The organism is Mycetocola sp. BIGb0189, from assembly GCF_024810155.1.
GTDB classification, from domain to species: Bacteria; Actinomycetota; Actinomycetes; order Actinomycetales; family Microbacteriaceae; genus Mycetocola; species Mycetocola lacteus.
Genome location: NZ_JANUED010000003.1, coordinates 268,659 through 282,006 on the forward strand (window position 1 = coordinate 268,659; position 13,348 = coordinate 282,006).

General features: G+C 67.0%; 14 protein-coding genes. 12 read left to right on the forward strand and 2 right to left on the reverse strand.

Features of this window, described 5'->3' with window-relative positions; all coding sequences use genetic code 11:
- Positions 1-53 precede the first annotated feature (53 nt).
- Together M2390_RS06050 and M2390_RS06055 are read right to left on the reverse strand one after the other, a co-directional pair.
- Positions 54-668, reverse strand: coding sequence for a DUF4870 domain-containing protein (locus tag M2390_RS06050; RefSeq protein ID WP_259177622.1), 615 nt, complete (start codon positions 666-668; stop codon positions 54-56).
- Positions 669-761: 93 nt separating this feature from the next.
- Positions 762-1,379: a DUF4870 domain-containing protein gene (locus tag M2390_RS06055; RefSeq protein ID WP_259177623.1), complete on the reverse strand. Its 618-nt coding sequence runs from the start codon at positions 1,377-1,379 to the stop codon at positions 762-764.
- Between the two features lie 243 nt (positions 1,380-1,622).
- On the opposite strand from M2390_RS06055, the gene hrcA reads away from it, so the two are divergent.
- The 12 genes from hrcA to M2390_RS06115 all read left to right on the forward strand — a co-directional run bounded on the left by hrcA (position 1,623) and on the right by M2390_RS06115 (position 13,320).
- A complete protein-coding gene (gene hrcA, locus M2390_RS06060) occupies positions 1,623-2,645 on the forward strand; it encodes a heat-inducible transcriptional repressor HrcA (protein WP_030143677.1) in 1,023 nt (340 codons plus the stop codon).
- Between the two features lie 108 nt (positions 2,646-2,753).
- Positions 2,754-3,854: a molecular chaperone DnaJ gene (gene dnaJ / locus M2390_RS06065; protein ID WP_259177624.1), complete on the forward strand. Its 1,101-nt coding sequence runs from the start codon at positions 2,754-2,756 to the stop codon at positions 3,852-3,854.
- 1 nt (position 3,855) lies between these two features.
- Entirely contained in the window at positions 3,856-4,599 is a 744-nt protein-coding gene (locus M2390_RS06070) for a 16S rRNA (uracil(1498)-N(3))-methyltransferase (protein WP_259177625.1), read from the forward strand.
- 82 nt (positions 4,600-4,681) lie between these two features.
- The gene (locus M2390_RS06075) at positions 4,682-5,035 is read left to right on the forward strand and encodes a histidine triad nucleotide-binding protein (protein WP_030143674.1); all 354 of its coding nucleotides are present in this window, start codon (positions 4,682-4,684) and stop codon (positions 5,033-5,035) included.
- A 1-nt stretch (position 5,036) separates the two neighbouring features.
- On the forward strand, positions 5,037-6,131 hold the full coding sequence (locus M2390_RS06080) for a PhoH family protein (RefSeq protein ID WP_396822696.1): 1,095 nt from the start codon (positions 5,037-5,039) through the stop codon (positions 6,129-6,131).
- A complete protein-coding gene (gene ybeY, locus M2390_RS06085) occupies positions 6,128-6,589 on the forward strand; it encodes an rRNA maturation RNase YbeY (RefSeq protein WP_030143672.1) in 462 nt (153 codons plus the stop codon). Before M2390_RS06080 ends, ybeY begins: the two co-directional genes overlap by 4 nt.
- 51 nt (positions 6,590-6,640) lie before the next feature.
- Positions 6,641-7,942 (forward strand): hemolysin family protein, encoded by a 1,302-nt coding sequence (locus M2390_RS06090; RefSeq protein WP_121688740.1) that lies wholly within the window; start codon positions 6,641-6,643, stop codon positions 7,940-7,942.
- Between the two features lie 40 nt (positions 7,943-7,982).
- Positions 7,983-8,912, forward strand: a complete 930-nt coding sequence (era, locus tag M2390_RS06095; protein ID WP_051701850.1) for a GTPase Era — start codon at positions 7,983-7,985, stop codon at positions 8,910-8,912.
- A 56-nt stretch (positions 8,913-8,968) separates the two neighbouring features.
- On the forward strand, positions 8,969-10,210 hold the full coding sequence (locus tag M2390_RS06100; RefSeq protein WP_259177626.1) for a sensor histidine kinase: 1,242 nt from the start codon (positions 8,969-8,971) through the stop codon (positions 10,208-10,210).
- Positions 10,211-10,221: 11 nt separating this feature from the next.
- On the forward strand, positions 10,222-10,902 hold the full coding sequence (locus tag M2390_RS06105) for a response regulator transcription factor (RefSeq protein ID WP_259177627.1): 681 nt from the start codon (positions 10,222-10,224) through the stop codon (positions 10,900-10,902).
- Between the two features lie 187 nt (positions 10,903-11,089).
- Positions 11,090-11,851 (forward strand): ABC transporter ATP-binding protein, encoded by a 762-nt coding sequence (locus M2390_RS06110; RefSeq protein ID WP_259177628.1) that lies wholly within the window; start codon positions 11,090-11,092, stop codon positions 11,849-11,851.
- Entirely contained in the window at positions 11,848-13,320 is a 1,473-nt protein-coding gene (locus M2390_RS06115; protein WP_259177629.1) for an ABC transporter permease, read from the forward strand. Before M2390_RS06110 ends, M2390_RS06115 begins: the two co-directional genes overlap by 4 nt.
- Positions 13,321-13,348: the final 28 nt, after the last annotated feature.

Genomic DNA, 13,348 nt, shown 5'->3' on the forward strand with positions numbered 1-13,348 from the left:
CAGACTGCCCCTACACAAAACCGGCCACCCTACGGTGGCCGGTTTTATGTGTGCTACTTGATGAAGCGGTAGGTGAGTGGATAGCGGTAGGGCTTGCCTCCGCTGGATTTCGATCCGCCGATAATGGCGAAGACGAACTCGGCAATCTGGACCACGATAGCCAGGGGCACGAGTGCGTACCCAATCAGGATGGGCATCGTAATCCCGCCAACAATGATGAGCGCGCAGATCAAAATCCAGGCGGAGAGTTGGAAGTTCAGCGCCTCCTTGCCCTCCTGATTCACGAACCGGCCACGGCGACGCAGGGTGAGCCAGATGATCAGCACCGGGATTGGCCCAAGCACCCCGACAAAGTGCGAGGCGGAGCCCCAGAAGCGGTCCTGCGGATCGGTGATTGGGGTGACGGCGGGCGGCGGTACCGAGTAGCTCTCGTCGCCGTTCTGTCCGGTGGCGTACGCGGCCCGGGTGGGTGTGGGGGCCGGGGGTGCGGTGATGGCGTCGGCGAGCGCCGCGGCATCCATCTGTGTGTAGTCGATCTGCGTGGACGGAGCCTGGGCCCATGCTGCCGATTCAAAGTGCGGGTAGACGGGTTCGGAATCCTCCGCCGCGGCGAAGGCGGGGGCCTGTGGCTCGCCGGGGGCGGGGGTGGGCTGCGTGGGGTCGCTCATGATGGCTCCAGAATAGCGTGCGTTTGGGGCGTAAAGTGCAGCAAAAATGCGGAACGGCCGGCCTTGTTGAGCCGGCCGTTTCGCACATCCAGCCTAGGGAATGAAGCGAAAAGTCAGCGGGTAGCGGTAGGGAGCGCCGCTGCTGGTCTTGACCCCGCCGATGATCGCGAACACGAAGGCGGCTACGCCGACCGGCCACATCAGCAGGAGCAGGATCACGCCGATGCCGATAAAGCTGGTGATCCCACCCACGACGCCAAGGGCGATGCCCAGGAGCCAGGCGCTGATCTGGAAGTTCAGCGCCTCCTTGCCCTCCTGGTTTACAAACGGGCCGCGGTCGCGGAAGATCAGCCACACGATCAGCACGATGATCGGGCCGAAGATGCCGGCGAAGTGCGAGAGTGAACCCCAGAGGCGATCGTTCTCGGGGGTGAGCGGGGCCGAGCTCGCGGACGGGGTGTATCCGGGCTGCTGGCCGTAGGGCTGCTGCCCATAGCCGGGCTGGGGTTGACCCTGCTGCGGGTATCCCGGCTGAGCATTTCCGGGCTGCGGATAACCAGGCGGGGGAGTCTGCGGCGCACCCTGCTGCGGGTATCCGGGCGGCGGCGTGGGCTGCCCGCCCTGCGGAGGCGTGGGCGGCACCGGCGGCACCGCGCCGCCGGGCTGATTGGCGTCCGAGGGTTCGGGATTCGACTGCGTGTGATCGCTCATAGTGGAATTAGGATAACCGCCGCACGGTGAATTCGGTACGTCTGATTACCGACTATCACCAAAATCCGGCGTATCGGTGGTCAAAAAGCACCCGGACCGAGTGTCAGAGATTGGAACCGGACGTCAGAGCGAGCTAGAATTAGCACTCAGTGGTGACGAGTGCCAATCCGTATGTGCGGATGCTCGCCCGCGTCAGATCAGTCCAGATTTCCCGGGGAAATCGCGATGAGGTGGAGGTGACCAATGGTCTCCGAGCGTGGCCTAGCCGTCCTTCGCGCGATCGTGTCTGACTATGTCTCCAGCCGGGAGCCGGTGGGTTCCAAGGCGATCGTTGAGCGCCACTCCTTTGGTGTGTCGGCGGCGACGATTCGCAACGATATGGCGCAGCTGGAGGATGAGGAGCTGATTCACGCCCCGCACACCTCCTCTGGCCGTATCCCCACCGATAAGGGCTACCGGCTGTTTGTGGATCACCTGGCCGAGCAGCGCCCGCTCTCGCCCGCGCAGCGCGGGGCGATTCAGGAGTTCCTGGGCGACGGGGTGGGCCTCGACGATGTGCTCTCGCGCACGGTGCGCCTGCTCTCGCAGCTCACCAACCAGGTGGCGATCGTGCAGTACCCCTCGTTTGCCCGCGCCCAGGTGCGGCACGTCGAGCTGGTCTCGCTGGGGGATGCCCGTCTCCTGGTTGTCCTCATTACCGACAACGGTCGGGTCGAGCAGCGCACGGTCGAGGTGACCGCGCCGCTGTCCACCCAGGATGTGGACGACCTCAAGGTGCGCATCAATCACGAGCTCCTCGGTCACAGTGTCGAGGACGCCTCCCGGGTCCTCGTGCGGGTGCGAGCGCTCGGCGTTCCCGGACACCCGGGTCTGGTGGATCGAATCTGCGATGCGCTGGATGAACAGCTGGCCGAGTATCGCCAGGATCGCCTGGTGATGTCCGGTACCGCCAACCTGGCCCGCAGCGAGGAGGACTTCGCCGGGAGCATCTATCCGGTGCTGGAAGCCCTCGAACAGCAGGTGGTGCTGATGCGCCTGTTTGGCGAGATGAGTATCGATGCGGCGGGGATCACCGCCCGCATCGGCCGCGAGAATGAGCCCTTCGGCCTGGCCGAAACCTCGATCGTCGCGGGGAACTACCGTTCCTCTGCGGGCGAAATTGCCCGCCTCGGGGTCCTTGGACCCACCAGAATGGATTACTCGGGCAACATTGCCTCGGTTCGCGCCGTGGCACGCTATCTTTCCCGCCAGCTCGGCGAGAACTAACCCCGCGGCGTTTACGCCGCCGTTCAACCGGCCACTGCCCACCACGGGCCGCTGGCCACAACAATCAATTGTGCGACGCTTCGGCGTCGCCACCATGGAGGATCACGGGTGGCTGACCACTACGAGGTACTGGGCGTTTCACAGGACGCATCGGCTGAGGACATCAAAAAGGCCTACCGCAAGCTGGCTCGTCAGCTGCACCCCGATGTGAACCCCTCCGAGGAGGCGCAGGAGCGCTTCAAGCTGGTGACCCACGCCTACGATGTGCTGGGTGACGCGGATTCGCGTGCCCGCTATGACCGCGGCGAGACCGGCCAGGGCGGCGGCGACGCTGGCTTTGGTGGCTTCGGCGACATCTTTGAGCAGTTCTTCGGTGGGGGCGGCCAGCAGCGCGGACCCAAGTCGCGTCGCGAGCGCGGTCAGGACGCCCTGCTGCGGGTTGAGCTTGATCTCGGCGAGGTTGTGTTTGGCACCCACCGCGACCTGGAGGTTGACACCGCGGTACTGTGTGAGACCTGTCAGGGCTCCTGCTGCCAGCCCGGCACCCAGCCGGTGACCTGCGACATCTGCCGCGGTTCGGGCACCATCCAGCGTCCGGTTCGTAGCCTGCTTGGTAACGTGATGACCTCGACCCCCTGTGGGTCCTGCCGCGGATACGGCACGATCATCGCCAACCCCTGCGTCGGCTGCCAGGGCCAGGGCCGCGTGCGCGCCCGCCGCACCGTCTCGGTGGACATCCCCGCCGGTGTGGACACCGGTCTGCGCCTGCAGATGCCCGGCTCGGGTGAGATCGGCCCGGCCGGTGGCCCGAACGGTGACCTGTACCTGGAAATGAAGGTGCGCCACCACGACGTCTTCAGCCGCAACGGCGACGACCTGCTGTGCACCCTGGAGGTGCCGATGACCGAGGCGATCCTCGGATCGACCACCACGATCCACGCCCTCGATGGCGACCTCGAGGTCGAGATCAAGGCGGGTGTGCAGAGCTCGGATGTGATCACCGTGCGCGACCGCGGGATCACCAAGCTGCGCGGTCATGGCCGCGGCGACCTGCGCATCGGCATCCAGGTGATGACCCCAACCAAGCTGGACCACAAGGAGCGCGAGCTGATCGAGAAGTTCGCCGCCAAGCGCAAGGATAAAACCGCCGCGCTGGGTGAGTTCCAGCAGGGTCTGTTTGCCAAGCTTCGCGATAAGCTGCGCGGCTAGCATGTCGAGCCTATTTCTGCGCGATTTTGTCGGGGTGCCCGCCGTGGGCGACACGATCACCCTGGAGGGTGCCGAGGCCAAGCATGCGGTGACCGTCAACCGGATCCGTGTCGGCGAGGAACTCTTCCTCGGCGACGGCGCGGGCCTGCTGATCGGTGCCCGCGTGACCGTCTCGACCCCGGGTCTGCTGGAGGCCGAGGCGCTGAGCGTCGAGGTGCATCCGCTGCCGAGCCCCGAGCTGATCCTGGTGCAGGCCCTCGCCAAGGGAGACCGGGACGAGATGGCGGTCCAGGCGGCCACCGAACTCGGCGTGTCCGGGGTCTACCCGTGGGCGGCCGAGCGCAGTATCTCGCGCTGGGACGCGCAGAAGAAGGTCAAGGGTCGCGCGCGCTGGGCGACCATCGCCCGCGAGGCGACCAAGCAGTCGATCCGCCCGCACCTGGCGCACGTACACGATCTGCTGGACCTCGCCGGGGTCGCGGCCCTCGCCGCCGACCACGATGTCCTGGTGCTGGATCCCACCGCGCCGGTCGCGCTGACCGCGCATATGGCCGCCCGCGAGGCCGCCGACACTCGGCCGATCGTGCTGGTGGTGGGACCCGAGGGTGGTATTTCCTCCCGCGAGCTGGACGCACTGGAGCAGGCAGGCGCGCACCGCGTGGTGCTCGGCACCACGATTCTGCGCACCTCGACCGCGGGCCCCGCGGCGCTCGCGGTCATCACCGCGGCGCTGGGCCGGTGGTAGGAGCGGGTCTTCCGGAGGTGTGCGCGGTGAATTCTTCGGCGCGCACACCCCGTACGTTCACCCCGATCGCTAGTATGGAGCTATGACAGCCACCGAGCCGAGTATCTTTAGCCGCATCATCGCCCGAGAGATCCCCGCCGACATCGTCGCCGAAACCGATCACCTGATTGCCTTCCGCGACATCGCACCGCAGGCACCGGTGCACATCCTGGTTGTGCCCAAAACCGAAGAGTATGTGACGGTGGCCGAGCTGGCCGCCGCCGACCCCGAGCTCCTCGCCGAGCTGGTGCTTTTCGCCCAGAACATCGCCAACGAACACGCCGACGGTAGCTTCCGTCTGGTCTTCAACTCCGGCGCCAACGCCGGCCAGACCGTGTTCCACGTGCACGCCCACGTTCTCTCCGGAAAGCTGGAAGAGGGGCGACTTGGTGCCTAACGTGCCCTCGGCCGGAGACACCCCGGTCGGCAGCAACCGCATCGAACGACGCATCCCGATCGACGGGGTTGCGATGGTCCACCTGCTGGGCCCCGAGGATCGCCTGCTCTCCACCATCGAGGGGCGTTTCCCCGCGGTGGATGTGCACGTGCGTGGCAACGAGGTGACTCTGGCCGGGCTGGCACATGATGTGGCCCGGGTTGAGGAACTGATCGCCGAGCTGATCGCGCTGGTCCAGGGTGGACACACGATCGAGCCCGCCGATGTGACCGCATCGATCAAGATCATCACCGATGGTGAGCAGCGTCCCAGCGACGTGCTGGGTCAGAGCATCGTGTCCAGCAAGGGCAAGGCCGTGCGTCCCAAGACCGCCGGTCAGCGCGACTACGTCGATGCGATCGACGAGTACACCATCGTGTTTGGACTGGGACCGGCCGGAACCGGTAAGACCTACCTAGCGATGGCAAAGGCCGTCCAGGCGCTGCTGCGCAAGGAGGTCTCGCGGATCATCCTGACCCGTCCCGCCGTGGAGGCGGGGGAGCGTCTGGGCTTCCTCCCGGGGACGCTGAGCGACAAGATCGACCCGTATCTGCGTCCGCTCTACGATGCCCTGGGCGACATGCTGGACCCCGAAACCGTGCCCAAGCTACTCGCGGCCGGCACCGTCGAGGTGGCCCCGCTGGCGTATATGCGTGGCCGTACCCTGAACGAGGCGTTTGTGATCCTCGATGAGGCGCAGAACACCACCCCCGAGCAGATGAAGATGTTCCTCACCCGGCTCGGCTTCAACTCGAAGATGGTCATCACCGGCGACGCCAGCCAGGTGGACCTCGGCACCGGACTGAGCGGCCTCAAGGTGGCCCAGCGGGTGCTCTCCGAGGTGGGGGATATTCACTTCGCGAACCTGACCAGCGACGACGTGGTGCGCCACAGCCTCGTGGGTCACATCGTTGACGCCTATGGCGAGTATGACGCTCGCCAGATCGCCGCCCGGCACGAGCGAGATCGTGCCGCAGAATTTGCACAGCGCGCCGAAAAGCGCACCGGAACCGGCGGCCCGAGCGGCCGCAACCCCAGGAGGGGCACCAGCTCATGAGCATTGAAATCAACAACGAGTCGGCCGTCGAGATTGACGAGGCTGCGCTGCAGCGCCTGGGGGAGTTCGCCCTGGCCGCGATGCACGTGAGCCCCGAGGCCGACCTCAACATCGTCGCCGTGGATGAGGCAGCCATGGAGCAGCTGCACGTGCAGTGGATGGATGAGCCCGGTCCCACCGACGTGCTGAGCTTCCCGATGGATGAGCTGCGTCCGGGCACCCCCGAGCAGCCGACCCCCGCGGGTCTGCTGGGCGACATCGTGCTGTGCCCGCAGGTCGCCGAGTCACAGGCGGAAACCGCCGGCCACTCGACCCTGGACGAGCTGCTGCTGCTCACGACCCACGGCATCCTGCACCTGCTCGGTTATGACCACGCCGAGCCCGAGGAAAAGCGCGAGATGTTTGGCATCCAGCGCGATATCCTGCTCGGTTTCCACGTGCAGGAGCGACGGTCCTAGGCCGCCAATGAGTGACCATACTTACCTCCCCGCAGCCGGTGGGAGCGTCGCATGAGTGAGCTGATTACCGCCATCGTCGCCCTGATCCTGGTGGCCTTTGCCGCCCTGATGGCCGCGGGGGACGCCGCGATCACGGTCAAGTCCCGCAGCGACCTGCTGGAACTCGCCGAAAACTCGCGCTCGGCCCGCTCGCTGCGGGCGATTGCCGCCGACCCCGGTGCGCATCTGAACGCCCTGGCGTTTATCCGCATCATGGCCGAGTCCACCGCCGCCGTGTTGATCACCCTGGAGATCTCCTCGCAGCTGGATAACTTCTGGCTCGCGCTGGCAATCTCGGCCCTGGTGATGACGATCGTCTCGTTCATCCTGGTGGGGGCGAGCCCGCGTACGGTGGGTCGCCTACACGCCGATGGCCTGCTCAAGGTTGCCGCCCCGCTGCTGCACGCGGTGCGGGTGCTGCTGGGTCCGCTGGCCAACGCGCTGGTTCACCTGGGCAACCGGGTTACCCCGGGCACCACCCGTTCGGTGTCGTTCAACAACGAGGAGCAGCTGCTCTCGATGGTGGATGAGGCCACCGAGCTGGACGTGCTCGAGGAGGATGACCGCGAACTCATCCACTCGATCTTCGAGTTCAATGAGACCATCGCCCGAGAAATCATGGTGCCCCGCACCGACATGATCACGATCGATGCGGACGCCACCGCGGATGCGGCCATGAGCCTGTTCCTGAGCACCGGTGTCTCGCGGATCCCGGTGATCGATGGGTCGGCCGACGCGATCGTGGGTGTGCTCTACCTGCGCGATATCGCCCGTATCGCCCACGAGGGTGACGCGGCGGCCCGCGAACGCGAGGTGCGCGAAACCGCCCGCGCCGCGGTGTTTGTGCCCGACTCGGCCAAGGCCGACGACCTGCTGCGCCGCATGCAGCTGGAATCCAACCACCTGGCCCTCGTGGTGGACGAGTACGGCGGGATTGCCGGCCTGGTCACCATGGAGGACATCATCGAGGAACTGGTCGGCGACATCTCCGACGAGTACGACTCCGACTCCAACGAGGTTGAGGAGCTCACCCCCGGCAACTTCCGGGTGAGCGCGCGTTTGCCCGTGGATGAGCTGGGCGAACTCTTCGATATCGAGCTGGACGACGAGGATGTGGACACCGTCGGCGGCCTGATCGCCAAGTCACTGGGTCGCCTACCCGAGGCCGGTGCCCGCACGATCGTGGGTGGGCTGGAACTCACCGCCGAACGTACCGATGGTCGTCGCGGCCGGGTCACCACCGTGCTGGTCACGCGTGCGCTGATCGCCGAGACCTCGATCCCCACACTTCCGGACGCACCGGGCGACAACTAGCCCCGAACGCTCCAACCCAACACCCCAAAGAGGACACAGCATGACCACCGAAGAACCCACCCGCAAGCCGCGCGGAGGCTTCCCCAAGTACCGTTCGGGATTCGTCTCGTTTGTGGGCCGCCCGAACGTGGGCAAGTCCACCCTGACCAACGCCCTGGTGGGCGAGAAGGTCGCGATCACCAGCGCCAAGCCGCAGACCACCCGGCGCGCGATCCGAGGTATCGTGCACCGTGACTACGGCCAGCTGGTCATCGTGGACACCCCGGGTCTGCACCGCCCGCGCACCCTGCTGGGTCAGCGCCTGAACGACCTGGTGCAGAACACCCTGGGTGACGTGGACGTCATCGGGTTCTGCCTCCCGGCCAACGAGAAGCTGGGCCCCGGCGACCGCTTCATCAACGAGCAGCTCGACCTCTACCCGCGCGCCAAGAAGGTCGCGATTGTGACCAAGGTGGACACCACCGGTGGGGCGAGCATCGCCGCCCAGCTGCTGGCCGTGCAGGAGCTGCGCGAGTGGGACCTGATCATCCCGGTGTCGGCCGTGACCGACGACCAGCTGGACATCCTCACCGACGAGCTGATCAAGCTCATGCCGGTGGGCGGGGCCATGTACCCCGAGGAAACCGTGACCGACGAGTCCGATGAGGACCGCATCGCCGAGTTCATTCGCGAGGCCGCGCTGGAGGGTGTGCACGATGAGCTGCCGCACTCGCTCGCGGTGACCCTCGATGAGATGGTCGAGCGCGAGGACAAGGACCTGCTGGAAATCTACGCGAACCTCTTTGTGGAGCGGGACAGCCAGAAGGGCATCATCATCGGCAATAAGGGTCAGCGTCTGCGCGAGGTGGGCCAGGTGGCTCGCGAGCAGATCGAGGACCTGCTCGGACGTAAGGTCTTCCTTTCGCTGCGGGTCAAGGTGGCCAAGGAGTGGCAGCGCGACCCGAACCAGCTCGGCCGCCTGGGATTCTAGCCGCGACCTCGTAAAATACATCGCGAGGTTGATCTTCGCCTCCGGAGGGGGTATCTATGACCCGCACCTGGGTGTGGCCCGGTAGCGTGGGCTTCGTGTTCCGGCAGCTTACGCGCATCCAGCTTGTGGTCGACCTCGTGGTCGCCGTGGTTTTTGGTGCCATCGTGGTGCCGCTCAGCTACGGCGACGGACTGCCCGGGCTGATCCTGGTCCTGGCCATGGTCAGCGCCCTCGGGCTGCGCCGATTCTCCCCGGGCCTTGCGCTGTTGATCGCCTGGGTCGGGGTCATCGTGCAGCTCTCCGCGGGGCTCCCGGCAACCCTGGCGAATGCGGCGATCCTCGCCGTCCTCTACACCACCGGTGCCTATGCCGAGCGTGCATCCCGCTGGATCGGACTCGGCTCGGCCCTGGTGGGCGGCCTGCTGGCCGGATACTATACGGCCTTCATCATCGTGCGGGGGACCGCGTCCGACTCCGAGAACACCATGCGCACCATCGCGGTGTTCGGGACCCTGGCCGCGGTGGCCGCCGTGGTGGTGCTGGCACTGTCCTGGACCATCGGTCTGCTGGTGCGCACCGGTCGCCGGGCCCGAGCCGAGGGGCGTCAACGCTACCTGGCCGAGCGGGAGCAGTTCGCCGCCCAGCAGGCGATGTTTGCCCTCGAGGAACGCAACCGCATCGCCCGCGACATGCACGATGTGGTGGCGCACTCGCTCGCGGTGATCATCGCCCAGTCCGACGGGGCACGCTACGTGCATCGGGGAAATCCCGACGCCCTGGCCGGAACCCTGGAAACCGTGGCCGGTACCGCGCGCAGCGCGCTGACCGACGTGCGCCTGCTCCTGAGCGAGCTGCGTCACAGCCAGGGCGATGGCCCGCAGCCGGTCCTGAGCGACCTGGGCGGCCTGATCGAACAGATGCGATCCACCGGCCTTGAGGTGCACTACATCGAATCCGGTGAGCTGATTCCGCTGCCCACCGGCCAGCAGATCGCGCTCTACCGGATCGTGCAGGAGTCGCTGACCAACGCGCTGCGGCACGGGGATCGTGCCCGTCCGGTCCTGCTCGCCTTCCACTGGCGTCCGGGAGCCCTCACCGTGCAGATCGACAATGCAACGCTCCCACCCAACCCCGGCCTGCCCCCGCGCTCGGGTGGCCATGGCCTCCCCGGGATGCAGGAACGCGCCGCCCTGGCGGGTGGTTCGGTGGCGTTCACCCCGCCGAGCGCCGGTAACGCCTATCATTTTGTTGTGACGGTTCATATGCCCGCGGGCGCCGTCCGCCCGACTTCCTCGTGAAGGGAAACCCCATGACCGCGATTCGTGTCGCCCTCGTTGATGATCAGTCGCTGTTCCGTGCCGGAATCAAGATGCTGATCGACTCCCAGCCGGACCTGGAGTTTGCCGGTGAGGCCGCCGACGGTCAGGAGGGCATCGAGCTGGTGCGCAACACCGCACCGGATGTGGTCCTGATGGACGTGCGGATGCCTAACCTGGATGGAATCGCGGCCACCGCGGCCATCCTCGAGGAGGCCGATCGCTCCGGCAAGCCCGCCCCGAAGATCGTGGTGCTCACCACCTTCGATCTGGATGAGGGTGCCGCCCGCGCGCTGCGCATCGGGGCCAGCGGGTTCCTGCTCAAGGACACCCAGCCCGAGTTCCTGCTCGCCGCGATCCGTACCGTGTTTGCGGGCAGCGCGGTCATTGCCCCGGGTGCCGTACACGACCTGTTCAGCTCGGTTTCGGCGGCACCGGCGGCCCGCGCGGTCCCCGAGTCCTTCTCCACCCTGACCGGTCGGGAGACCGAGATTTTCCGCCTGGCCGCCGCGGGGCTCAGCAACACCGAGATCGCCACGCATGAGTTCCTCAGCGAGGCCACGGTCAAGACCCACATCAGCCGGGTGCTGGCCAAGCTCTCGCTCCGCGACCGCGTGCAGCTCGTGGTCTTCGCCTACGAGCACGGGCTGAACACCCCGCACGACGCGCAGTAGCGTCGACCGCGCGCGGCCGGTCGAGTTCACCCGCGGATACCCCGCACGACGCGCAGCGGTGCGGCGTGTTCGGGGTGTGGTCATCCCGGATGCTGACCGGCGCGGCCCGGGGATCGGCCGCTGGGATGACGCGGGTTCCCTCCGCCGCTCGATGCCGCGGATGCCCGGCTGTTTCTACTGTGGGGGTATGACCACTTCCTCCTCCAGTCCCGTGCTCGCCGCTCGCCTCGACACGGTCACCAAATCCTTCGGCATCGGCTCGGGTGCCGTGGTGGCTCTCGACGCCGTGAGCCTTGACATCGAGCGCGGCCGTTTCACCGCGATCATGGGCCCCTCGGGCTCGGGTAAATCCACGCTGATGCACATCGCCGCGGGACTCGACTCACCCACCGCGGGTCGCGTGTGGCTCGGCGACACCGAGATCGGCACGCTGGACGATGCGGCGCTGACCCGCGTACGTCGCGACCGCATGGGCTTCATCTTCCAGTCCTTCAACCTGGTTCCCACACTCACCGCGTGGGAGAACATCGTGCTGCCCTTCGACCTCGGCGGCCGCCGCATCGATGCCACCCAGCGCGCCTGGATTACCGACCTGTGCGCCGGCCTGGGCCTGGGGGCTCGCCTGGATCACCGGCCCCACCAGCTCTCCGGCGGGCAGCAGCAGCGGGTGGCGATCATCCGCGCGCTGGCGACCCGCCCCGAGATCATCTTCGCCGACGAGCCCACCGGTGCCCTGGATTCGCGCACCGGCCGCGAGGTCCTAACCCTGCTCGCCGATGCCTGTGCCCGCTTTGATCAGACCATCGCGATGGTCACCCACGACCCGATCGCCGCAAGCTACGCCGACCGCATCGTGGTCCTCGCCGATGGTTCGCTGCGCCACGACATTGGCCGCACCGGTGCCGCCGAGATTTCCTCGCTCATGCTCTCTCTCGAGGAGGCCGCATGAGTCGCGCCGCCGCCGCGGAGGTTCGTGCCTCCTCGCCGGCCGAATACCGCTCCACCGGATCGCGCGGGGGTGCACGCACAAGCAAAATGCGTCTGCGGGACTACCGCGCGAGCATCATCGTGGCCGCGCTGTCGGGGGCGTTCGGCGCGGCCCTGGTGATCGCGACCACCGTGGTGGCCGCGGCGATCGGGGCCCACCAACTCGCCGGGGAGCACGAGTCCGTGCGCCTCACGGTGCTCGTGGTCAGCGCGGTGTTCTTCGCAATCGCGATCTATGTATCGGCGGTGGTCACGGCCAATACGGTCGCCACGGTGATCGCAGGCCGAGTGCGCGAAATCGCGCTGTACCGCCTGATCGGTGCCGACTCCTCCCGGCTGCGCCGAGGCATCGCCCGGGAGGGACTGGTGTGTGCGGCCCTGGGCGCGCTGATCGGTACCGTCCCGATCATCGTCGCCGGCCTGGTGGGAGTGCCGATGCTGGTGGACGCGAAGGTGCTGCCCGAAACCACCTATGATGTGCTGGATCCGCTGCTGATCGCGCCGTTCCTGATCACCATCGCAATGGGCTACCTGGCCTCCTGGGTCGGGTCACAGCGGGTGTCCCAGGTGACCCCGATCCAGGCACTCGGCGTGGCCGCCGCCGATCCCACCCGTCCGGTGGCGCTCGGCCGCCGGGTTGGTGCCTCCGTGCTGCTGATTGGTGGGCTGTTCGCCCTGCTGGGCGGCGTCGCGCTGGGGCTGTTCTCCCCGCTCGGGCTGCTGGTGGCGCTGGTGGGTGGCGTGCTGTCCTTCAGCGGAGTCGTCATGCTGTCCCCGGTGCTGATGCCGGCTCTGCTGCGCCTGACCGGGCGCTGGATGGGCCGTAGCCCGGCCGCTCGGATCGCCGCCGCCAACGCCGTGCGCTATCCCGAACGCAGCGCCCGCAGCATGGTGGGCATCGTGATCGGGGTCACCCTGGTCACCATGTTTGCGGTCGCCAGCTCGACGTACGTGCAGATGATGATCGGGATCGCCGACGCCCAGCCCGAGTACGCGGACGGGATGAACGAAATCCTCACGATGACCCTGGCGATCTTCTCCGGCCTGTTTGGATTCTCGGCGCTGATCGCCGCGGTGGGCCTGGTGAACAACCTGGCGCTCGGCGTGATCCAGCGAGCACCGGAGCTGGGGCTGCTGCGTACCCTGGGGTTCTCGACCGGTCAGATTCGCCGGATGATCATCACCGAATCCGCCCAGATGACCCTGGTGTCGGTGTTCTTCGGACTGATTTTGGGAACCTTTTATGGCTGGTGTGGTGCCCAGGCCACGCTGGGCGCGATGCTTGGTCACGGCCTGGTGACACCGGCCCTGCCCTGGGGTGTGTTCGGGATCATCCTGGTGCTGGCAATTGTGGTGGCGATCGGGGCTTCGCTCGCCCCCTCGCGCCGGGCCACGCGGGGGAGTGCGGTCGCCGCACTGGCCGCCGACTAGGCAGCGTTCCGCCGATTCTGCGACTCGA